This is a genomic window from Streptomyces sp. JHA26 (assembly GCF_002005565.1).
Lineage (GTDB): Bacteria > Actinomycetota > Actinomycetes > Streptomycetales > Streptomycetaceae > Streptomyces.
Map to the genome: position 1 here is coordinate 40,267 of NZ_BDJC01000044.1, position 21,667 is coordinate 61,933.

Genomic DNA, 21,667 nt, shown 5'->3' on the forward strand with positions numbered 1-21,667 from the left:
CACGGGCCGCACGCCGGTACGGACAGGGAGAGGCGGCCGCCCGTCCGGGAGAGGGAGGGACTGGGGCGACCGCCGTTCGGGGACCGTTGCCGGACTCCCGTGGGGGGACATCTGTCGCGTGCCCCCGGGGGCGTCGGCCATGCCTGTGCCGGGAAGTTTTTCTTCCGCATCTTCGCGATCTCCACCGAACGGCCCAACGCCTCGCCGCGCGCGCCGCGGTCCGGCGCCTGCCGCGCCCGGCCCGACGGTGTCGGCGGATCCCGGCGCGACCGCGGCGCGGGGTACCCGGCCGTCGTCGGGTGGGTGCACCGCCGGCGTCCCCGCTCCGGTCCCAGGGGGGCCACCTCGGGGCGGTCGGGGCTCCGCCTCCGGGTGGTCGGGGCTCCGGCGGGGCCGGTGCCTCAGTCCGTGCAGCCCCGGCCGCCCGCCGCCAGGGTCACGCACGCCTTGGCCTCGTCCGCGGTTCTCACCGCCACCATCGGGGTGTACGCGGCCGTGACGCCGGCGCCGGTGATCCTGCCCGTCTGCTCGTTCCCGCCGCCCGCGCTGACGTGGACCTCGTCGCCCTGGCCGGCCTGGGTGACGCGGGCCCACGCGGTGCCGCAGGTCTTGCTGTAGCGGACCTCGACGGACGCCGTGCCGACGGTGGCCTTCGCGGCGGTGGTCACCAGGTCGCCGCCGCAGCCCATGGCCTCGGGGTCCTTGCCGGTGCACTGGTCCCCGGCGCACTTCACCCCGGGCGGCAGCTGGGTGCTGGCGCTGACGGTGGGCGACGGGGACGGCTTGGCGCTCTCGGTCTCCTTGTCGTCGCCGCCGTTCAGGAGGAAGAACGCGCCGGCGGCCACGACGAGCACGCCGACGGCACCCGCGACGAACGTCCCCATCCGCTTGCCGCCCCCCGGGGCGCCGTTCCGCGTCCCGGAACCGCCCCGCGGGGGCAGGCCGTACGCGTCCGCGGCGCCGTGCCGCTCCGGCACCGGCGCGGTGGCGGCCCCGCCGCCCGCGTACGCCCCCGCTCCGGTCCCGGCGCCCTGGCGCGCCGCGCGCTCGCCGGTCGGCGACGGCCCCCGGTATCCCGCGAGCCCCCACGAGTTGCCGTCGGAGGGCCCGCCGGAGGACGTGGCCGGGGGCCCGCCGGGCGCACCGCCGCCCCGGACCGGGCCGGCGGCCGAGTCGGGGCTGTCGGCGGCCGTCGGCTGCGCGGGGACCGACGCCGGCGGCAGCGTGGGCGCCACACCGCCCGGCCCGGCGATCCCCGGCTTGGGCGCCGCACCGCCGCCGTGCCGGCCCGACTTGCCGCCCCGGCCGCCCTTGGAACCGGTCGCGGGCGCGCCCAGCTCGCCGAGCGCGGCACGCGCCTGCGAGATCCGGATGGCCTCCATGGTCATGTCATGACGCATCTCCGAGCGGCTCCAGGCGCGCTCGGCCAGTTCCCACAGGGTGGTCAGGTGGACGGGGTTGGTCCTCGTGACCTCCGCCAGGGCCACGATCGCGCCCTTGGGCGCGAGCAGCCGGCCGTTCAGATAGCGCTCCCAGGACGTCTTGCTGTAGCCCGTCGCGTCGGCCAGCGACGCGATGCTCAGCTCGCTGCGGTCCACGAGTCGGCGCAACTGGCCGACGAACTCCCCGATCTGCGGATCGAGTTCCTCCGGCAGAGCCTTCCAACGAGGCATCACTTCCCCCCTCTTCCCCCGGTGACGTGCTGTTTCTTTCCCCGCTCGGTCCCCGTGGTCCTCGCGCGCGGCGTCCCGCGGCGCGTCCCCGTTCCGGCTACCCACGGGGATGCGCCGGGTCAGGATCCCAGTTCCCGGGGTGGGGGCGCACAGGAACACGGAGGTCGCGAACACGCACCGTCGCACGCGCTGGTCCGCGGTCCAGTGTCCCATCGGCGTTCCCGTGCATCGAACGGAACCCCCGCCGCCGTACGGAACGCCCAGCGTCGTACGGAACGCCCCCGATCGCCGCGCGGAACACCCCCCGGCCGCCGCACGGGACACCCCGGCCGTCGTACGGAACGCCCGGATCGACCCGTTCGGCCACGCTAGCCCCGTCGTCGCACGGCTTGGGGCACATCCGCGAATTTGTCGACACTTCGGCACACGGAACGCACATGTGCGGTCACGCCGGGCACGAGGGTCCCGTCTTTCACGTACTCCGTAGCGGAACGGTCACTTCCGTGCCACAGCGTCCCGCCAGGCGTTGAACAGGGCGTTCCGCGTGCAGGAGGGTTGATCACGACGGCGGCCCTTTCTCCCACGGGGGTGGAGGACGGGCCGCCGTACGCGGGCCGGTTACCGGCTGACCGTGAAGTGCAGGGCGTCCTTCAGGAACGGGATCTGCAGCACCGGATCGGGCTGTGCCATCAACGCCAGCAGGGCGATGGCGAGACCGAGGACGGTACAGGTGGCGATGTCCGTGAAGCGTGAACGCACCGCCAGCATGCCGACGTCGGGCACCGCCCAGCGCAGCGCGGCGCCGACCAGCAGCGCGACGCCGATCAGCAGCGTCCCCCAGCGGAACACGTCCAGCGCGGTCAGCAGCAGGCCGATCCCGACGAGGCCCACCACGGTGAGCACCGGCCACTGCCGGGCGGGCGCCGGGGCGTCACGGGGCGCGGCCCGGCCGCCGCCCTCGGGACGCGCGGTGTCCCGCGTGAAGAGCGGGAACCGCCGGGTGACGCGCCGCGGCCTGCCTTCGGCGTCGGGCGCGCTGACGGGGTCCCGGACGGTGAGCTCGTCCTCCGGACGCCCGTCGTCGCCCCCGGTCCCCTTCCTCTCCTCGGCCGGCACCGCGCTGCGTCCCTCAGCCGGCACTGCGCTCCGCCGCCTCGACCACGTTGACGAGCAGCTGGGCCCTGGTCATCGGGCCGACGCCGCCGGGGTTCGGGGAGATCCAGGCGGCGACCTCGGCCACGTCCGGGTGGACGTCGCCGACGATCTTGCCCTCGGCGTTGCGCGAGACACCGACGTCGAGGACGGCCGCGCCGGGCTTGACGTCCTCGGCGCGCACCAGGTGCGGGGAGCCGGCCGCGGCGACGATGATGTCCGCGCGCTTGAGGTGGGCGGACAGGTCGCGGGTGCCGGTGTGGCACTGGGTCACGGTGGCGTTCTCGCTGCGCCGGGTGAGCAGCAGCGGCATCGGGCGGCCGATGGTGACGCCGCGGCCGACGACCACGACCTCGGCGCCCTTGATCTCCACGCCGTAGCGGCGCAGCAGGGTGAGGATGCCGTTGGGGGTGCAGGGCAGCGGGGCGGGCTCGTTGAGGACGAGGCGCCCGAGGTTCATCGGGTGGAGGCCGTCGGCGTCCTTGTCCGGGTCCATCAGTTCGAGGATGCGGTTCTCGTCGATGCCCTTGGGCAGCGGCAGCTGGACGATGTAGCCGGTGCAGGCCGGGTCCTCGTTCAGCTCGCGGACGACCGCCTCGATCTCCTCCTGGGTCGCCGTGCCGGGCAGTTCGCGCTGGATGGAGGCGATGCCGACCTGGGCGCAGTCGCGGTGCTTGCCCGCGACGTACTTCTGGCTGCCGGGATCGTCGCCGACCAGGACGGTGCCGAGGCCGGGCGTGACGCCCTTCTCCTTCAGCGCCGCCACACGGGCGGCCAGTTCGGACTTGATCGCGGCTGCGGTGGCCTTGCCATCGAGAATCTGGGCGGTCATGCCCCCATCCTCGCGGATGACCGGCCCCCGGTTCCAATCCGTCCGGCCCGCGGGCGCCTGCCGCAGGACTCCGGACACGGGGGACGGGCCCCGCCGTGTCCGGCCTTGATCAGCGATGTTGCACTTGCACAACGCCTGGCGAATCCGGCTGGACAAGCCCGTGACGGTCGAGAACGATGGTGCGGCACAGTGCCGCGGGCAGTACCGGGGGGACGGACCGCAACCATCTGGAGAAATTCCTCCCAGCCGTGCCGCGCGTCCCCGCACACGGAGCACATCGGAGGAAGGACCGCCATGAGTTTCGGCGACCCGAACAATCCCTACGGGCCCCCGCCCGCACAACCGCCCGCCGCTCCCCAGCCGGGCTACGGTTTCCCCCAGCAGCCGCCCGCCGCTCCCCAGCCGGGCTACGGCTTCCCTCAGCAGCCGGCCTACCCGGGCTACCCGGGTGGCAACCCGATGCTGCCGCAGTCGATGCCGGGGCTGCTGGTGACGGCCCGGGTCTTCCTCTTCATCATCTCGGCCGTCCAGATCCTCTTCGGCCTGGTCTACCTGTACCTCGCGGCGTTCGCCAGCGACGTCTCGGACGCCGCCGACGACCTGAGCTCCTCCTCCGACGACCCGTTCAGCGCGTTCAGCGACGGCAGTGACATAGCGACCGGCGCCTTCGTGATCCTGGCCCTGATCGCCCTCGGCCTGGCCGCCCTGTCCATCACGCTCGGCGTCAAGTTCGGCCGCGGCGGCCAGGGCGTGCGGATCACCACCGTCGTCTACGGCGCTCTCGGCACCATCGCCGGCCTGCTCCTGCTCTTCGTCGGCCTGGACTCCGGGCTGGCCAGCATGGTGATCTTCCCGCTCATCTGGGTGGTCTTCGGCGCCATCATCACCGCCGCGCCGGTGGTCTCCAGCGGCACGGCCTGGTTCAGCCGCCCGCGCTACTGAAGGCCGTGCGGCGGCCGAACCGTCCGCGCCGACCACTTCCCAGGGCCGTGTCCCACCCGTACGAGGGGGACACGGCCCTGGCGCGTCGCCCTCGTACGGCGTGGGCGGCCGCCGAAGCCACCCGCCGCACGACACGGACGAGGGGCCCGTCGGCCGACGCCGACGGGCCCCTCGTGCCGCCGCTCAGTGGAAGAAGTGCCGCGTCCCGGTGAAGTACATCGTCACACCGGCCTTCTTCGCGGCCTCCACGACCAGTTCGTCGCGGACCGAGCCGCCGGGCTGGACCACGGCCTTCACGCCGGCCGCGGTGAGGATCTCCAGGCCGTCCGGGAAGGGGAAGAAGGCGTCGGAGGCGGCGTACGCCCCCTGCGCGCGCTCGGCGCCCGCCCGCTCCACCGCGAGCTTCGCGGAGTCGACGCGGTTGACCTGGCCCATGCCGACGCCGACCGAGGCGCCGTCCTTGGCGAGGAGGATGGCGTTGGACTTGACGGCCCGGCAGGCCTTCCAGGCGAAGGCCAGCTCGGCCAGCTCCGCCTCGGACAGGGCCTCGCCGGTGGCCAGCGTCCAGGTGGCGGGGTCGTCGCCCTCGGCCTGGAGGCGGTCGGTGACCTGGAGGAGGGCGCCGCCGTCGATGGGCTTGACGTCGACGGGGTGCGACGGGCCCTCGGGGCAGCGCAGGACGCGGATGTTCTTCTTCTTGGTGAGGGCTTCGAGGGCGCCGTCCTCGTAGTCCGGCGCGACGATGACCTCGGTGAAGATCTCGGCGACCTGCTCGGCCATCTCCCTGGAGACCGGGCGGTTGACGGCGATCACGCCGCCGAAGGCGGACAGCGGGTCGCAGGCGTGCGCCTTGCGGTGCGCCTCGGCGACGTCCGCGCCGATCGCGATGCCGCACGGGTTGGCGTGCTTGATGATCGCGACGCAGGGCTCGGCGTGGTCGTACGCGGCACGGCGGGCGGCGTCCGTGTCCGTGTAGTTGTTGTACGACATCTCCTTGCCGTGCAGCTGCTCGGCCGCGGCCAGGCCGCCCGTGCCGGCGGTGTAGAGGGCGGCGGGCTGGTGCGGGTTCTCGCCGTAGCGCAGGGTGTGGGCGCGCTCCAGGCTGGTGGCGAGGTACTCCGGGAACTGCGAGTCGTCGGCGGGCGCGTAGGACGAGGCGAACCAGGAGGAGACGGCGATGTCGTACTCGGCGGTGTGCCGGAACGCCTCGGCGGCCAGCCGCTTGCGGGCGGCCAGGTCGAAGCCGCCGTCCTTGACCGCCGAGAGCACGTCCGCGTACCGGTCGGGGCTGGTGACGACCGCGACGGAGGGGTGGTTCTTGGCGGCGGCGCGCACCATGGAGGGGCCGCCGATGTCGATCTGCTCGACGCACTCGTCGGCCGTGGCGCCCGAGGCGACGGTCTCGCGGAACGGGTAGAGGTTCACCACGACCAGGTCGAACGGCGCCACGCCCAGCTCGTCGAGCTGCTGGCGGTGGCTCTCCAGGCGCAGGTCGGCGAGGATGCCCGCGTGCACCTTCGGGTGCAGGGTCTTGACCCGGCCGTCCAGGCACTCGGGGAAGCCGGTGAGGTCCTCGACCTTGGTGACGGGGACGCCGGCGGCGGAGATGCGGCCGGCGGTGGAGCCGGTGGAGACGAGTTCGACGCCGGCCTCGTGGAGCCCGCGGGCGAGGTCCTCGAGCCCGGTCTTGTCGTAGACGCTCACGAGCGCGCGACGGATGGCCCGCTTGTTGCTCTCGGCGGTGGCGGTCACTGGATAACTACCTTTCGTCCCTCAATGCGATAGCCGTTGCGGGCGAGCCGCCCCACGACATCGACGAGCAGCCTTCGCTCGACTTCCTTGATGCGCTCGTGCAGAGCGCTCTCGTCGTCCTCGTCCCGGATCTCCACCACGCCCTGCGCGATGATCGGCCCGGTGTCGACGCCGTCGTCGACGAAGTGGACGGTGCAGCCGGTGACCCTGGCGCCGTACGCGAGCGCGTCCCGCACGCCGTGGGCTCCCGGGAAGCTGGGGAGGAGGGCGGGGTGGGTGTTGACGAACCGCCCGCCGAACCGCGCGAGGAACTCCTTCCCCACGATCTTCATGAACCCGGCCGAGACGACGAGGTCCGGCTCGTGGGCGGCGACGGCCTCGGCGAGCGCCGCGTCCCACTCCTCCCTGGTCCCGTAGTCCTTGACCCTCCGCACGAAGGTCGGCAGCCCGGCGCGCTCGGCGCGCGCGAGGCCCTCGATGCCGTCGCGGTCGGCGCCGACGGCCACGATCTCGGCTCCGTAGGCCTCGACGCCGGTGGCGGCGATCTCGTCGAGGAGCGCCTGCAGGTTCGTACCGGATCCGGAGACCAGCACGACGAGGCGCTTGGCTCGCTGGGCCACGGGCTTGGCGGCCACGGTGGGGGCCTTTCTCGGGGGAGCGGGTCTGTGCGGTCGGCCCCGCATCCGCCGGTTCATACGAACCTACGAATGCTTCGCGCCCCGGGATACGGGGAAGTCTACGAAGCGGCCGACCGTCAGCAACGATACCGGCACACCGGACGGCCCCCTCGGGACGGGGGCCGGGCCGACAGGTAGCGTCTGCGGGGAGCCGGACGGGGAACGGGATCCACGTGCCGCACGTTCACCGGTCGTACCGTCCCGTTCGTGCCCTCCGCTCCGTTGCCGCCCGTTCGTTATCGCCAAGGGGAAGACGCTCACTTGATGCCGGACCGCAGCCTGCGACTGCTCACGCTCCCCCAGCAGTCGGCGCAGCCAGACCAGCGCAGCTCCGTGTTGCTGCGGGAACGCCCTTCCACGCCGTCCGACGCGCCCTCGGACCGGAAGAACGGCGACGGGCAGGGCGACGGCACCCCCCAGGACGACAATCCCTTCGCCCCGCCCCCGGAGGGCTCGCCGGACCGCCCCTGGCAGCCGCGGCACCCGTCGGGCGGCGACGGCGCGCAGGGTCCGCAGGGCGGCGGGCACTCCTCGTGGGGCCGTCAGTGGAGCGACCGCCAGCCGGGGCGCTCCTCCGGCGGCTTCGGCGAGCGGCCCGGCGGCTCCGGCCCCGAGGGCCCGGGGGGCGGCGGGGGCCCGCGCTGGGACCCGACGGACCCCGCCCAGCGACGCGCCCGCTACGCCCTGCTGTGCGGCATGTGGGCCCTGTTCTTCGCGCTCTTCACCTGGCAGTACGTGGCCCTGCTGCTCGGCGCCCTCGCCCTGTACTGGGGCATCAGCTCCCTGCGCGCCAAGCCCCGCACGGCCACCGACCCGGACACCCCGGCCCCGGCCGCCCCCCAGGACACCCGCCCCCAGCGGACCGCCGCGATCAGCGGCCTGGTCACGTCCTCCCTGGCCCTCCTCTTCGTCGCCACGTCCTTCACCGCGCAGCTGGTCTACAGCGACTACTACACCTGCCAGGACGACGCCCTGACCCACGAGGCGGAGCAGACCTGCGGCAAGCTGCTCCCGGAACCCCTGCGCGACGTCCTGGGCACGGAGGACTGACCCCCCTCACCGCCCTGTCCCGGGGGTGTTCCGCCGGAGGAGCCCGAGGACGCGACCGCCCCCGACCCCACCAGCCCGTCGAGCGCTCGAGGACGCGACCGCCCGTTCCCACCAGCCCGTCCAGCGCTCGAGGACGCGACCGCCCCCGCCCCCCCGGCACAGCCACCACCGTCCCAGCACCGCCACCGGTAGGGCGACCACCCCCACCCACGCCACCGCCGCGCCCCCGGCCTGCCACCACACCGGCCCGAACCGCGCCAGCCCCGCGCTCCCGAGCGGCCCGCCCGCCCACGCGGCCAGCAGGGCGACCGTCCCCCCGCACAGGAGCGCGGCCGTCCAGGCCGCGACAGCGGTCCGTCGCACGGTCCACGGCTCGCCGGCACCGTCGTCGCCCGCGTCCCCGCCGCCCTCCCCGCCGCCGTCCCGGGACCTCTCCCGGCCCGTCCCCGTCGTGGCGAACCCCGCCGTCACGAATTGCGTCGTCGCGAACCCCGACGGCCCGCCCCCCGCCGCGGCGACCCGCGCCGTGAACCACCCCACCGCCGCTCCCGCCGCCAGCGGCACCACCCCCGCCGCCCAGTGCAGCGGCGTACCGACCCCCGCCTCCGGGACCGCCGCCAGCAGCGGGAACGGCGGCAGCAGCGGAGCCGGCGCGGAGGACAGGGGCCCCACCACGTGCCCGGTGCCGAGCACGAAGCCCGGTCCGAGGCCGTACGCCGCGGCCCAGACGGCCGCGTTCGGCACCAGCGTCAGACAGAGCAGCAGCACGGCGAACTGCCCCGACCACCCCTCGCTCAGCCGCAGGAACGCCCCGCGGGCGGCGCCGCCGTGCCACACCAGCGAGATCGCGAGCAGCAGCGCCCCGCCCCCGACGAGCGTCGCCACCCCCGCGGCCGCGGCGCGCGTCGCGACGCCCAGGCGGGTGTCCGGTTCCACGAGCAGGTCCCGCAGGTTCCGGGGCAGCACGCGCAACGCCCGTCCCACCGGCCCGCCGGGGCGGCCGAACGCCGTCCAGGCGCCCGCGCCCGCCGCCGCCATGGTGACCAGCGGCAGGCACACCGCGGTCCGGCCCAGGGAGGGCCGCAGTCCGCCGCCCGCCGCGTACAGCACGACGGGCGCGGCGACGGAGAGGTAGCCCACGACGACCCCCGCCCAGGCGAGGCGCGCGGAGAGGGGGTGCGGCCCGTCGTCCCGCCCCCCGGCGCCGCCCAGGCGCACGCCGACACCCGCCTTCGCGCCCGCCCCCACGGCCACCCCCACGCCGTCCCCGGGGTCCGTGGCGTCCCGTGCCGCCCGGTGCACCAGCCACACGGGCGGCACGAGCAGCAGCAGCGGGGTGACGCCCACGGGCGCGGGGACGCCGGAGAGCGTGTCGGTGCGGATCAGTTCGGCGCCGTGCGCCAGCACCCACAGCGCCGCGGCGACGTGCAGGGCGTCGCCGGGCCCGCGGTCGGGGTACGGCGAGCTGATCCACAGCACCGTCACCAGCACCGCGATCGCGGCCAGTCCCAGGGCCGCCGCGAACGCACCGCCCAGGAGGCCGGCGGCCATCCCGGGCGCCCGGTCGTGCCACCGGGTGCGGAGCAGGGACAGCGGGGCTCGGCGAGCGGTCGTCTGGATCACGCCCGCCATGCTCCCAACGACACGCGCTTTCGCGGCGTAACGGGCAAAGCACCGTTGTGTCGTTCAATATATGTTTATGTACTTTTTCGTACGAAAGGGTGTCCTGTGAAGAGGAGCGCCGCGCCCCCGCCCCCTCCTCCCGCGGCGCACCGGCACCCGCGCGAGACCGCCGCGCTGACGCCCGCTCAGGCCTTCGACGCGCTGTACGAGTTCGGCGCCCCCGCTCTCGTCCGCCAGACGTACCTGCTGACCGGCCGCCGCGAGCTGGCGCGCGAGTCGGTGGAGCGGGCCTTCCAACTCGCCTGGGAACACTGGCCCGAGGTGGCCCGGGACCGGGACCCGGTGGGCTGGGTGCGGGCGACGGCGCACGAGTACGCCCTCTCCCCCTGGCACCGGTTCCGGCGGCGGCACCGGCAGCCGGAGCCGCCGCCCGCCGAGCCCGGCGACCGCACCCTGCTGAACGTCCTGCTGAGTCTCCCCCCGCCGCGCCGCCGCACGCTCCTTCTGTACGACGGCGTCGGCCTCGGCCTGCCCGAGACGGCCGCGGAGACGGAGGCGAGCACCCCGACGGCGGCCGGCCGGCTGCTGCGCGCCCGTGAGGCCGTCGCGGACCGGCTGCCCGAGCTGGGCGACCCGCAGGCGCTGCACCGGCGACTGGCCGAACTGGCGTCCACCGAGCGGCTGCGGGCGTCCCGGCCGCCGACGGTGCGGACGGGCGGCGAACGCCGGGCACGGCTCTGGACGCGGGCGGCGATCGCCTTCACGGCCGCCCTGATCGGCACCACGGCCCTGACGCTGCGCACGGCTCCCACGCACTACGAACCGTCCGTGCCCTCGGGACAGGCGGTACGCGGCGTGCCGACCCGGGTGGCGCCGGGCGCGCTGTCGGACCGGGAGCTGGAGCTGCGCCGGAAGCTGCGGGACCAGTTGCAGGACGGGCCGGAGAGGCTGGTGCCCCGGCCGGGGTGAGACCGGCCGGGATGAGACCTGCCGGGGTGAGACCGAGCGGGGTGAGACCGGCCGGAACGCCGAGTGGGCCCGCCCCCTTGTGCGGGGGGCGGGCCCACTCGTGCGGTGCGGGTCGCTCAGCCGGCGAGGATCTCGCGGGCGAGCTTGGCCGTCTCGGTCGGCGTCTTGCCGACCTTGACGCCGGCGGCCTCCAGGGCCTCCTTCTTCGCCTGGGCGGTGCCGGACGAACCGGAGACGATGGCGCCGGCGTGGCCCATGGTCTTGCCCTCGGGCGCGGTGAAGCCCGCGACGTAGCCGACGACCGGCTTGGTCACGTTGGCCTTGATGAACTCGGCCGCGCGCTCCTCGGCGTCGCCGCCGATCTCGCCGATCATGACGATCAGGTCGGTCTCGGGGTCGGCCTCGAACGCGGCGAGCGCGTCGATGTGCGTGGTGCCGATGATCGGGTCGCCACCGATGCCGACGGCGGTCGAGAAGCCGATGTCACGCAGCTCGTACATCATCTGGTACGTCAGCGTGCCGGACTTCGAGACCAGGCCGATGCGGCCCGGCTTGGTGATGTCGCCCGGGATGATGCCGACGTTCGACTGGCCCGGGGTGATGATGCCGGGGCAGTTCGGGCCGATGATCCGGGTCTTGTTGCCCTTCTTGCCGGCGTACGCCCAGAACGACGCCGAGTCGTGCACGGCGATGCCCTCGGTGATCACGACGGCCAGCGGGATCTCGGCGTCGATGGCCTCGACGACGGCGTCCTTGGTGAACTTCTCCGGCACGAAGATGACGGAGACGTCGGCGCCGGTCTTCTCGATGGCCTCCTTGACGGTGCCGAAGACCGGTACCTCGGTGCCGTCGAAGTCCACGGACTGACCCGCCTTGCGCGGGTTGACGCCGCCCACGACGTTGGTGCCGTCGCCGAGCATGAGCTTGGTGTGCTTCATGCCGGTGGCGCCGGTCATGCCCTGGACGATGACCTTGCTGTCCTTGTTGAGCCAGATAGCCATGGTGTGTTGGTGTCCTCGTCCTGAGTGCTTACTTGGCGGCGTGGGCCAGCTCGGCGGCCTTGTCGGCCGCGCCGTCCATGGTGTCGACGCGCTGGACCAGCGGGTGGTCGGCGTCGGTGAGGATCCTGCGGCCCAGCTCGGCGTTGTTGCCGTCGAGGCGGACGACGAGCGGCTTCTCGACCTTCTCGCCGCGGTCCTCCAGGAGCTTCAGCGCCTGGACGATGCCGTTGGCGACCTCGTCGCAGGCGGTGATGCCACCGAAGACGTTGACGAAGACGGACTTGACGTCCGGGTCGCCGAGGATGATCTCGAGGCCGTTCGCCATGACCTGGGCGGAGGCACCGCCACCGATGTCCAGGAAGTTGGCGGGCTTGACGTTGCCGTGCTTCTCACCGGCGTACGCGACGACGTCCAGGGTGCTCATGACGAGACCCGCGCCGTTGCCGATGATGCCGACCTGGCCGTCGAGCTTGACGTAGTTGAGGTTCTTCTCCTTGGCGGCGGCCTCGAGCGGGTTGGCCGCGGCCTTGTCGTGGAGGGCCTCGAAGTCGGGGTGACGGAACTCGGCGTTGTCGTCGAGCGACACCTTGCCGTCCAGGGCGATGACCTCGCCCGAGGCGACCTTGGCCAGCGGGTTGACCTCGACCAGGAGGGCGTCCTCCTTGATGAAGGTGTCCCACAGCTTGACCAGGACGTCGGCGACCTTCTCGGCGACCTCGGCCGGGAACTTCGCGGCCTCGACGATCTCGCGCGCCTTCTCGGGCGTCACGCCGTCGATCGCGTCGATCGGGGTCTTGGCGACGGCCTCCGGACGGGTGGCGGCCACCTCCTCGATCTCCATGCCGCCCTCGACGGAGGCGATGGAGAGGAAGGTGCGGTTGGCACGGTCGAGGAGGAAGGAGACGTAGTACTCCTCGACGATCTCCGGAGCGGTCTCGGCGATCATCACCTTGTGGACCGTGTGGCCCTTGATGTCCATGCCGAGGATGTCCGTCGCGCGGGCGACGGCCTCGTCCGGGGTGGCGGCGAGCTTCACGCCACCGGCCTTGCCGCGGCCACCGACCTTCACCTGAGCCTTGACGACGGACTTGCCGCCCAGACGCTCGGTGATCTCGCGCGCCGCCTCAGGCGTGTCGATGACTTCACCGGCCAGCACCGGTACATCGTGCTTGGCGAAGAGGTCCCTCGCCTGGTACTCGAACAGGTCCACGCGCTTCCGTCCCTATCAGTGATCTCGCGGTTCGTTGGATGCGTGGGCGTGCCGCGAGGGCAACGTGACGTCCGCTCTGAGTCACAAGGGGGGCGCACACGGTGTCCGAGCGCGCGGCATGTCCGTCTCGCAGGTTATCGCCGGTTGCGGGGGGTCTCTAAATCGCGGGTCACACCTGAGCGGTGATACCTGTCACATGATGCCGCGCTCACTGGCACGGGGTGCCGTGTGTGAGGGGGTGCGGATGGGGGGTGGGCGGGGTGGACGGGGTGGACGGGGGTGCGGCCTGGGCGTCGTCCGGGGAGGGGGGAGGGGGACCTCACCGGGTTGGGGTTGGCCCGGTGAGGTCCGTCGTCGCGCTCCGCGGGTGCCGTGTGTGGGTTCCTGCGGGGCGCGGGCCGGCTGGTCCCCACCCCAATGGGGACCTCCGGCACATCCGCGGGGTGACGGCCCGGACGGACCGCCGACGGCTTTCGGCCGTCCGTCCGGGTCCCGAGACCTCGCGGGGTCTTCGTCCGCCCCGGTGCCGTTCCCCAGCGCCGTTCCCCGGTGCCGCTGCCGTCACGGCGGATCGGCGTGCGGGCGGGGGCGGGGCGGAGGGGGCGGAGGCGGTGCGGTGCGGCTGCTCGTCGCGCGTCCCGAGCCCGGCCCGGAGCGACCGGTCGGGTGACCGGTCAGGTGACCTGCCGGGTGACCAGCCGACGCCACGGACGGGTCGGTGGAGAGGCCGGGGTGCCGGAAGCGGTCGGGGCGTCGGAGACGGCCGGCTCACGACCGGTGGTCAGGGGCTCCGGGTACGGCTCCGGGTGCTTCCGTCCATCCGGCGGGCAAGGGCCGCCCGGGCGTATGGCGCGCGACGTGCGACGCGCGTGCTAGGCCGGGGAGACGGGGATGTCCCGGTAGCGCTCCCGGGGCTCGGGCGCGTCGGAGTGCGCCACGGCGCCGGGCACGAGCCGGACCGGTACCTGGTGGAGCGGGGCGATCGCGTGGGCGTCGCCGTGGCGCGGCGAGCCGCCGTCGGCACCCGTGCCGCTCCCCAGCACACCGTCGGCGCCGCCGGCGGGCGCGTGGTGGGCCGGTGCGGGAGTGGGGGGACCTGACGTGACCCCGTGGGCGTCGTCGTGCGCCGTCGTGAGGCGCGTCCCGCCGTTCCCGTCCGGTTCCGGCCCGTACGCGACGGTCACCGCGTCCGCCGGACCCCTGGTCGCCGGGCCGCCGGAGACGGCCCGGGGGCCGGTGGCCCCGGAGGCGCCGGCGTCCGGAGCGGTCGGCGGCGCGGTCGCGGTCGCGGGGGCGGGCCCCCGGTCGTCCGGAATCGGCCCACCGGGCGGTTCCGGCAGGTCGGAGCCGTCGGGCAGCTCGGAGACACCCGGCAGGTCGGAGGCGCCGGGAAAGTCGGAGGCGTCGGGCAGCGTCGGCAGCGAGGGCGACGAAGGGACCGGGGGCAGGGAGAGCGACGTCGGCAGCTGCGGCAGAACCTCCAGCAGCGGCACCTCCGCCCGCACGACCTCGTCGAGCTCCTCGGTCACCGTCCCCACCACGTCACCGGCCGGCCGCACGACCTGGTCCGTCACGGTGCGGACGACGAGACCCGTCACCGGGCGGACGGCGTCCAGCACCGACGGACCGACGACACGGCCGGGGCGGGTGTCCGGTGCCGCGGGGGACGCCTCGGAGGCGGGCGGCATCTCGGAGGCGGGCGGCACCTGAGAGGCGGGCGGCGCCTTGAGGGCCAGGGACGCCGGTACCCGCTCCACCGGAACGACGTCCAGCACCCTGCCCACGGCATCCGGCACCGCCGGCGCTTCCTCGGCCGCCTGCGCACGCTCCCCGCAGACCACGCCGAGCAGGAACAACCCACCCACCAGCAGCACCAGCCGCAGCGCACGCCACCCGGCCGCGGTGCGCATCACGCGCAGAGCGGCACCGGGCAGGGCGGCTGAGGACGTCAAGGGGAAGCTTCCTTCGTGCACCGAACGGACGCGAGATCCTCGCACGACACTCCCAAGGTCGCGCAAGCCCCCTGTTACCGATGGGTAGTCATGTCCGTTTTGCTGCACGGAAAAGAGCCGCCGGGCATCGACGAGTCGTCAGCCGGCATCCGGTATCGGCAGCGGCCGCTTCTCGAGTGCCGCCGCCATCACCTCCGGGAAGAGGTCCGGCGTGCAGGCGAAGGCCGGCGTGTCCAGTGCGGCGAGCGCCGCCGCGTGCTCCCGGTCGTACGCGGGCGCCCCCTCGTCGGACAGGGCCAGCAGCGTCACGAACTGCACCCCCGCCGCCTTCATCGCCGCGACGCGCTTGAGCATCTCGTCGCGTATGCCTCCCTCGTACAGGTCGCTGATCAGCACGACCACCGTCTCCGAGGGCCGGGTGATCTGCGACTGGCAGTAGGCCAGCGCCCGGTTGATGTCCGTCCCGCCGCCCAGCTGCACGCCGAAGAGCACGTCCACCGGATCGTCGAGCCGGTCGGTGAGGTCGGCGACCGTCGTGTCGAAGACGACCAGTCGGGTGTCGATCGACCGCATGGAGGCCAGTACCGCCCCGAACACGGAGGCGTGGACGACGGACGCCGCCATCGACCCCGACTGGTCGATGCAGAGGACGACCTCCTTCCTCACCGAGCGCGACGCCCGCGCGTAGCCGACGAGCCGCTCCGGCACCACCGTCCGGTGCTCGGGCAGGTAGTGCTTGAGGTTGGCCGCGATGGTGCGGTTCCAGTCGATGTCGTGGTGGCGGGGCCGGCCGGTCCGCGCGCTGCGGTCGAGGGCGCCGGTGAGGGCGGTCCGGGTGCGGGTGGCGAGCCGCTTCTCCAGGTCCTCGACGACCTTGCGGACGACGGCCCGTGCCGTCTCCTTCGTCGTCTCCGGCATCGCCTTGTGGAGGGACAGCAACGTGCCGACGAGGTGGACGTCGGCCTCCACGGCCTGCAGCATCTCCGGCTCCAGCAGCAGGGAGGCGAGGCCCAGCCGGTCGATGGCGTCCCGCTGCATGACCTGCACGACGGAGGACGGGAAGTAGGTCCGGATGTCCCCCAGCCAGCGTGCCACGGACGGCGCCGAGGCGCCGAGCCCCGCCGAACGGTCCCGTCGCTCCCCCTGTCCGCCGCTCTTGCCGTAGAGCGCGGTGAGTGCCCCGTCCATCGCGGCGTCCCGTCCGGACAGCGCGCATCCGGTGCCGTCGGCCGTGTCGCCGCCGAGCACGAGCCGCCACCGCCGCAGCCGCTCCTGCGCCGGGTCCGTCTCCACGCGCCCGGTCGTCATGCGTCCACCTCCACGAGATCGTCGTCCTTCGTGTCCGGGCCGAGCAGGAGGCGGACCACCGGCAGCACGGCGTCCGCGCGCGCGGTGTCGGATCCCGCGCCGAAGCCGGGCACGGCCGAGCCGGCCGCCGTCACGGCGCCGCGCCCCTCCGGTCCGCGCCGGACCAGCTCGCCCAGGGTGCGGCGCACTCCCGGTTCGTAGGCCGAGAAGGTGCGGCGCAGCAGCGGCAGCACGTCCGTGAACGCGTCCGCCGGTACGCCGGTCAGCCAGGCGTCGACCAGGGCGAGCAGCTGCTCGTCGTGGACGAGGAGCATCCCGCCCCCGGATCCGCCTCCGACGAAGCCCTCGATCCAGGCCGCCGCGTCCGCCGGTGGTGTCCCCGGTGAGAGGACGAGCGCCATGAGGCGCGCCGCCTCCTGCGCCGCGAGCGCGCCGTCGTCCAGCAGGAGCCGCACGGCGCGGCCCCGGACGACGCCGGCCACGGTGTCCCGCGCCGACAGCGTCCGCAGCACCGCCCGCCAGCGGGGGCGCAGGTCGCCGTGGCCGGTCGCGGGGTCGTCGCCGAGCAGACCCACCGCCCCGTGCACGGCGTCCACGTGCCGTCGCATCTCCCCGGCGGCGTCGGCGTCCAGCGCGGCGCAGGCCGCGGGGAGACCGACGAAGACCCGTTCGGCGAGCCCCGCGGCGACCGTGGCCAGCGCGCCGGTGTCGGTGCCGCGCACGTCGCCGTAGCGCAGCGCGCGGACGAGGGCGGGCAGGGCCTGGGCGAGGTGGCCGACGTCCGTGTCGAGCGCCGCCCGGTCGGTGAGGACCCGCATGACCGTGGGGAGCGCGTCCGGCAGCCCGGCCGGCAGGCAGCGCTCGGCGAGTGCGGTGACCTCGGCGAGCCTCCGGGCGGTGAGGGCGTCCGCCTCGGCCTTGGCGGTCGCGGCGGCGAGCACGGTCGTGCCCCACGCCCCGGCCTCGGCGATCCGCACGGACAGCTCGGGCTCCCACCGCAGCCGCCAGGTCTCCCGGAACGTGCCCGTGGCGCCCCGCGAGCCGACCGGCTCCCCCCACCCGATGCCGAGCAGCCGCAGCCGGTGCAGCAGTCTGCTGCGGCCCGCGTCGGTCTCCTTGCGCAGGTCGAGTTCCAGCTCCCGCTCCCGCGCCTCGGGTCTGAGCCGCAGTCGCCGCTGGATCCGCGCGAGGTCGCGCTGCAACGGCACCGCGGGCGCCCCCGCCGGCACCTCCCCCAGCACGTCCCCGACGACCAGCCGGTCGTGCACCAGGGCCAGCGGCACGTCCGAGCCCTCGCACATCACCGCCCGTACCGCGTCCGTCGTCTCGCCCAGGCCGGGCAGCGGCCGGCCGCGCATCACCGCGAGGGTCTCGGCCAGCCGCACCGCCTCGATGACGTGGGCCGGGGAGACGGCCCGGTCCTCCTCCCGCAGCAGGCCGGCCACCTTGGTCAGCCAGCGCTCGACGGGCCGGTCCGGGGCCCGGAACAGGTGCCCGTACCAGCCGGGCGAGTCGATGCCCGCCCCGTACCCGCCGGCCCGGGACAGCCTGCGGTGGGTCCAGGGCACCCAGGTCATGTCCACCTTGGTCCTGGGCAGCCCCTTCAGCAGGGCCCGGTCGGCGGCGACGGTGGCCCTGCGGCGCAGCGCGGGCACGTGCCAGGCCCCGCACACCACGGCCACGCCCGCCTCGGACTCGCGTTGCGCGGCCCGCACCTGGAGCCGCATGTACGCCTCCCGGACGAGGTCCCGGTCGCGCCCGCCGTCCTCCTCCGTCTCCCGCAGCGCCCCCATGGCCTCCTCCAGCGCGGTGAACGGTGCGAGCGCGTCCCCCTCACCGGCGCCTCGGTGCTCGACGACGTCCTCCCACCACCGCTCCGGGTCGTCGTGGCCGGCGGCCCGGGCGAGCGCGGCCAGCGGATCGGACCGCACACCGGAGCCGGCGCCCGGCTCGCGCTCCCCCTCCCCCGGGCCGGTCTCCCCCGTGGTCCCCGCCTCCGGGCCCGGATCCCCCTCCTCCGGGCCTGTGCCCGGCCTCGCGCTCCCGGGGGCGTCCCACGCCAGCGTGTGCGCGGCCGGAAGGTCGATGAAGCGGGCCGGTACGCCGTGCTCCAGGGCCCAGCGGAGGGCCACCCACTCCGGGGAGAACTCGGCCAGCGGCCAGAACACCGAGCGGCCGGGTTCGTCCACGGCGTGGGCGAGCAGAGCGACCGGCGGCCGCATGTCCTCGTCGGCGGCGAGCGGGAGGAGGGCGTCGGCCTCGGGCGGTCCCTCGATCAGCACGGCCCCCGGCCGGGCCGCCTCCAGCGCCGCCCGGACCGCCCGTGCCGACCCGGGCCCGTGATGGCGCACGCCGAGCAGCAGCGGCCCGTCCCCGGGCTTCCTCCCGGCCTCCTGGTCCGTGCCCGTCACGCCGTCCCCCCTCGCCTCCGGGACCAGGTCGAGTCCCCGTCGTCCCCCCTCGGGCCAGTGACCGGAAGGGCCGCCCGCGACCGCGTCCGCACGCCGTTCACGCGCTCACCTCCCGGCAGGCGCGGTAGAAGTCCGCCCAGCCGTCGCGCTCGCGGACGACGGTCTCCAGGTACTCCTGCCAGACGACGCGGTCGGCCGCCGGGTCGCGGACGACGGCGCCGAGGACGCCGGCGGCGACGTCACCGGAGCGCAGCACTCCGTCCCCGAAGTGGGCGGCCAGTGCGAGGCCTCCGGTGACGACGGAGATGGCCTCGGCCGTCGACAGGGTGCCGCTGGGCGACTTCAGTTTCGTGCGCCCGTCGGCCGTCACCCCGTCGCGCAGCTCGCGGAAGACGGTGACGACCCGTCGGATCTCGTCGATGCCGTCGGGCACGGCCGGCAGGTCGAGGGACCGGCCGATCTGGTCGACGCGGCGCGTGACGATGTCGACCTCCGCCTCGGTGCTCCGGGGCAGCGGCAGCACCACCGTGTTGAAGCGGCGGCGCAGCGCGCTGGAGAGGTCGTTGACCCCGCGGTCGCGGTCGTTGGCGGTGGCGATCAGGTTGAAGCCGCGGACCGCCTGCACCTCCTGGCCCAGTTCCGGTACCGGCAGTGTCTTCTCCGACAGGATGGTGATGAGCGTGTCCTGCACGTCGGCCGGGATGCGGGTCAGTTCCTCCACGCGGACGGTCGTTCCCTCGGCCATGGCCCGCATGACCGGGCTGGGCACCAGGGCGTCGCGGCTGGGGCCGTGGGTGAGCAGCTGCGCGTAGTTCCAGCCGTAGCGGATGGCTTCCTCGGGGGTGCCGGCGGTGCCCTGCACCAGCAGGGTCGAGTCGCCGCTGACGGCGGCGGCGAGGTGCTCGGACACCCACGTCTTCGCCGTCCCGGGCACGCCCAGCAGGAGCAGCGCACGGTCGGTGGCCAGGGTGGAGACGGCGACCTCGACGATGCGGCGCGGTCCCACGTACTTCGGGGTGATCACCGTGCCGTCGGGCAGCGTGCCGCCGAGCAGGTACGTGGCGACGGCCCACGGCGACAGCTTCCAGCGGGCCGGGCGCGGGCGGTCGTCCTGCGCCGCCAGGGCGGCGAGTTCGGCCGCGAAGGCATGCTCGGCGTGCGGCCGCAACGCCTCCGCGGTGAGCCCGTTCCGGATCGGATCGACGGACGTCGGTTCTACGGACACAGTCATGGCGGAGTCCCCCTCCAGCGCGGCCGGTTCGGTCTGGCACCAACCGTGCACCACGCCACTGACAATCGCCCTGACCTGCACGAACGACCCGGCGAGCGTTCTCGCGGGGCCGGTTGTCAGTGGCACGTTCTACCTTCGGGGACATGACTCAGCAGGGGGTGCGCTGGACCGCGGACCAGGTGCTGGCACTGGCACCTGACGCCGCGTCGCGCAAAGCGGGCAGCAAACTCGGCGCGGCCGGTCCGTGGTCCGGGACGGGGAGTTCCGACGAGGGGGCGGTGTGGGGGCTGTGCAAGGGAAGCGGCAGCACGCCGTACCGGACGGCCGTCGACGTCGCGGGCGTGTCCGGGCCCGCCTGCACGTGCAGTTGTCCGAGCCGGAAGTTCCCGTGCAAGCACGCGCTCGGGCTGCTGCTCCTGTGGGCGGGTGACGCGGACGCGGTGCCGCGGGCGGAGGCGCCGGACTGGGTGGAGCGGTGGATCACGGGCAGACGCGAGCGGGCGGAGGAGCGGGGGGCGGGGGGCGCGGGGGGCTCCTCCGGGGCCGCGGAGGGGACCGGTGATCCCGAGGCGGCGCGACGGCGGGCGGAGCGCCGGGCCGAGCGGATCACCGCGGGCGCGACGGAGCTGGAGCAGCGCCTGGCCGACCTGCTGCGCGACGGCCTGGCCGGCGCGGAACAGACCGGGTACGCCTGGTGGGAGGAGACCGCTGCCCGCATGGTCGACGCCCAGGCGCCCGGGCTGGCCGCTCGGGCGCGCGAGTTGGGCGCCCTGCCGTCGTCCGGGCCCGGCTGGCCGGCCCGGCTGTTGGAGGAGTGCGCCCTGCTCCACCTCCTCGACCGGGGCTGGCTGCGCCGCGAGCGGCTTCCGGACGCGCTGGCGGCGACGGTCCGTTCACGCGTCGGCCTGCCCGCGTCGGCGGACGGGCCGCCGGTGCGGGACCAGTGGCTGGTCCTCGCCCAGTACGACACGGCGGACCCGCGGCTGACGACCCGGCGCGTCTGGCTGTACGGCACCGGGTCGGACCGCACCGCGCTGCTCCTCTCCTACGGGGCCGCGGGCCGGGCCCCGGAGCTCGCGCTTCCGGTGGGGCTGACGCTGGAGGCGGAGGTGTCCTTCCACCCGGACGCCGGTCAGCGACGGGTCGCGCTCGGCAAGCAGTTCGCGCCGCCCGCGTGGACGGGGGCACGCCCGCCGGGAGTGACGGCCTCCCGTGCGGTCGCCCGTTACGGCGAGGCCCTCGGCGACGATCCGTGGCTGGAGTCGGTCCCGGTGACCCTGGGCCGGGTCGTGCCCGTACCGGACGGCGACTCCTGGCAGCTGGCGGACGCCGACGAGGACACCGCGCTGCCCCTCACCCCGGCGGCCCGCGACCGCCCCGGCCTGTGGCGCCTGGTCGCCCTGGCGGGCGGCAGGCCGGTCACGGTCTTCGGCGAGTGCGGCCACCGGGGCTTCACCCCGCTGACGGCCTGGCCCGACGGGCCGGGCCCGGCGGTGTCGCTGTGCTGACCCACCCCACGGAAGGGAACCGCATGACCAGGACGCCCGTCCCGCAGGCGCCCCCGCCGGACGCCTGGGAGGACCTCGTCACCTCGGCGCTGCTCGGCACGCAGCGGCGCACCCCCCGGGGCTGCGAGCCCGGCCGGGACGCACCGGCGGCGCTGCTGGACGCCGCGGCCGTGGAAACCGTCCGCAGGCGCGCCGGACTGACCCCGGCCCGCGCGGCCCGGCGCCCGGAGCCGGCTCCCGACGACGACCGTCCGCCGTTGCCGGCCGCGGCCGCCCGCCGGCTCACGACGCTCCTCACCGACCGACCCGGAAGCGCGGGCGGTGGGCGCAGAGGCGCGGCGCCCGACCTGATGGAGTTGCTGCCCCAGTGGCTGGC

16 protein-coding genes and 1 pseudogene are annotated in these 21,667 nt (G+C 74.7%); 5 read left to right on the top strand and 12 right to left on the bottom strand.

Annotated elements, in window-relative coordinates; all coding sequences use genetic code 11:
- Positions 1-401 precede the first annotated feature (401 nt).
- The 3 genes from JHAT_RS24320 to JHAT_RS24330 all read right to left on the bottom strand — a co-directional run bounded on the left by JHAT_RS24320 (position 402) and on the right by JHAT_RS24330 (position 3,657).
- Positions 402-1,673, bottom strand: a complete 1,272-nt coding sequence (locus JHAT_RS24320) for an XRE family transcriptional regulator (RefSeq protein ID WP_077800381.1) — start codon at positions 1,671-1,673, stop codon at positions 402-404.
- 618 nt (positions 1,674-2,291) lie between these two features.
- Entirely contained in the window at positions 2,292-2,789 is a 498-nt protein-coding gene (locus JHAT_RS24325) for a DUF3017 domain-containing protein (RefSeq protein ID WP_253195592.1), read from the bottom strand.
- Positions 2,790-2,802: 13 nt separating this feature from the next.
- Complete coding sequence (locus JHAT_RS24330; RefSeq protein ID WP_077800383.1) at positions 2,803-3,657, bottom strand: bifunctional methylenetetrahydrofolate dehydrogenase/methenyltetrahydrofolate cyclohydrolase; 855 nt, start codon at positions 3,655-3,657, stop codon at positions 2,803-2,805.
- 294 nt (positions 3,658-3,951) lie between these two features.
- Between JHAT_RS24330 and JHAT_RS24335 the strand changes: the two genes are divergently transcribed.
- Positions 3,952-4,599: a hypothetical protein gene (locus tag JHAT_RS24335; protein WP_077800384.1), complete on the top strand. Its 648-nt coding sequence runs from the start codon at positions 3,952-3,954 to the stop codon at positions 4,597-4,599.
- A 183-nt stretch (positions 4,600-4,782) separates the two neighbouring features.
- Here JHAT_RS24335 and purH read toward each other — a convergent pair whose 3' ends face one another.
- Positions 4,783-6,351, bottom strand: a complete 1,569-nt coding sequence (purH, locus tag JHAT_RS24340; protein ID WP_077800385.1) for a bifunctional phosphoribosylaminoimidazolecarboxamide formyltransferase/IMP cyclohydrolase — start codon at positions 6,349-6,351, stop codon at positions 4,783-4,785.
- Entirely contained in the window at positions 6,348-6,986 is a 639-nt protein-coding gene (gene purN, locus JHAT_RS24345; protein ID WP_077800386.1) for a phosphoribosylglycinamide formyltransferase, read from the bottom strand. The genes purH and purN overlap by 4 nt, the downstream gene beginning before the upstream one ends.
- A 306-nt stretch (positions 6,987-7,292) precedes the next feature.
- Between purN and JHAT_RS24350 the strand changes: the two genes are divergently transcribed.
- Positions 7,293-8,078 carry a hypothetical protein gene (locus JHAT_RS24350; RefSeq protein ID WP_077800387.1) on the top strand — a complete coding sequence of 262 codons (786 nt, stop codon included), beginning with the start codon at positions 7,293-7,295 and terminating at the stop codon, positions 8,076-8,078.
- A 6-nt stretch (positions 8,079-8,084) separates the two neighbouring features.
- Here JHAT_RS24350 and JHAT_RS24355 read toward each other — a convergent pair whose 3' ends face one another.
- Positions 8,085-9,710 carry a DUF6350 family protein gene (locus tag JHAT_RS24355; RefSeq protein WP_253195589.1) on the bottom strand — a complete coding sequence of 542 codons (1,626 nt, stop codon included), beginning with the start codon at positions 9,708-9,710 and terminating at the stop codon, positions 8,085-8,087.
- On the opposite strand from JHAT_RS24355, the gene JHAT_RS24360 reads away from it, so the two are divergent.
- Positions 9,645-10,670, top strand: coding sequence for an RNA polymerase sigma factor (locus tag JHAT_RS24360; protein WP_375603587.1), 1,026 nt, complete (start codon positions 9,645-9,647; stop codon positions 10,668-10,670). The genes JHAT_RS24355 and JHAT_RS24360 overlap by 66 nt on opposite strands.
- 116 nt (positions 10,671-10,786) lie before the next feature.
- Here the strand turns inward: JHAT_RS24360 and sucD are convergent, their stop codons facing one another.
- The 6 genes from sucD to JHAT_RS24390 all read right to left on the bottom strand — a co-directional run bounded on the left by sucD (position 10,787) and on the right by JHAT_RS24390 (position 19,783).
- Positions 10,787-11,671, bottom strand: coding sequence for a succinate--CoA ligase subunit alpha (gene sucD / locus JHAT_RS24365; protein ID WP_077800389.1), 885 nt, complete (start codon positions 11,669-11,671; stop codon positions 10,787-10,789).
- Positions 11,672-11,699: 28 nt separating this feature from the next.
- A complete protein-coding gene (gene sucC / locus JHAT_RS24370) occupies positions 11,700-12,881 on the bottom strand; it encodes an ADP-forming succinate--CoA ligase subunit beta (RefSeq protein WP_077800390.1) in 1,182 nt (393 codons plus the stop codon).
- Positions 12,882-13,753: 872 nt separating this feature from the next.
- Complete coding sequence (locus tag JHAT_RS24375) at positions 13,754-14,833, bottom strand: hypothetical protein (protein WP_077800391.1); 1,080 nt, start codon at positions 14,831-14,833, stop codon at positions 13,754-13,756.
- 138 nt (positions 14,834-14,971) lie between these two features.
- The gene (locus JHAT_RS24380; RefSeq protein ID WP_077800392.1) at positions 14,972-16,141 is read right to left on the bottom strand and encodes a VWA domain-containing protein; all 1,170 of its coding nucleotides are present in this window, start codon (positions 16,139-16,141) and stop codon (positions 14,972-14,974) included.
- Entirely contained in the window at positions 16,138-18,552 is a 2,415-nt protein-coding gene (locus tag JHAT_RS24385; RefSeq protein ID WP_171991032.1) for a DUF5682 family protein, read from the bottom strand. Before JHAT_RS24385 ends, JHAT_RS24380 begins: the two co-directional genes overlap by 4 nt.
- Positions 18,553-18,649: 97 nt before the next feature.
- Entirely contained in the window at positions 18,650-19,783 is a 1,134-nt protein-coding gene (locus tag JHAT_RS24390) for an AAA family ATPase (protein ID WP_077800397.1), read from the bottom strand.
- 143 nt (positions 19,784-19,926) lie between these two features.
- On the opposite strand from JHAT_RS24390, the gene JHAT_RS24395 reads away from it, so the two are divergent.
- Both JHAT_RS24395 and JHAT_RS24400 read left to right on the top strand, forming a co-directional pair.
- Positions 19,927-21,291: an SWIM zinc finger family protein gene (locus tag JHAT_RS24395; protein ID WP_107482009.1), complete on the top strand. Its 1,365-nt coding sequence runs from the start codon at positions 19,927-19,929 to the stop codon at positions 21,289-21,291.
- A pseudogene (locus JHAT_RS24400) lies at positions 21,288-21,667 on the top strand (hypothetical protein); the annotation flags it as partial. The gene JHAT_RS24395 and the pseudogene JHAT_RS24400, both read left to right, overlap by 4 nt.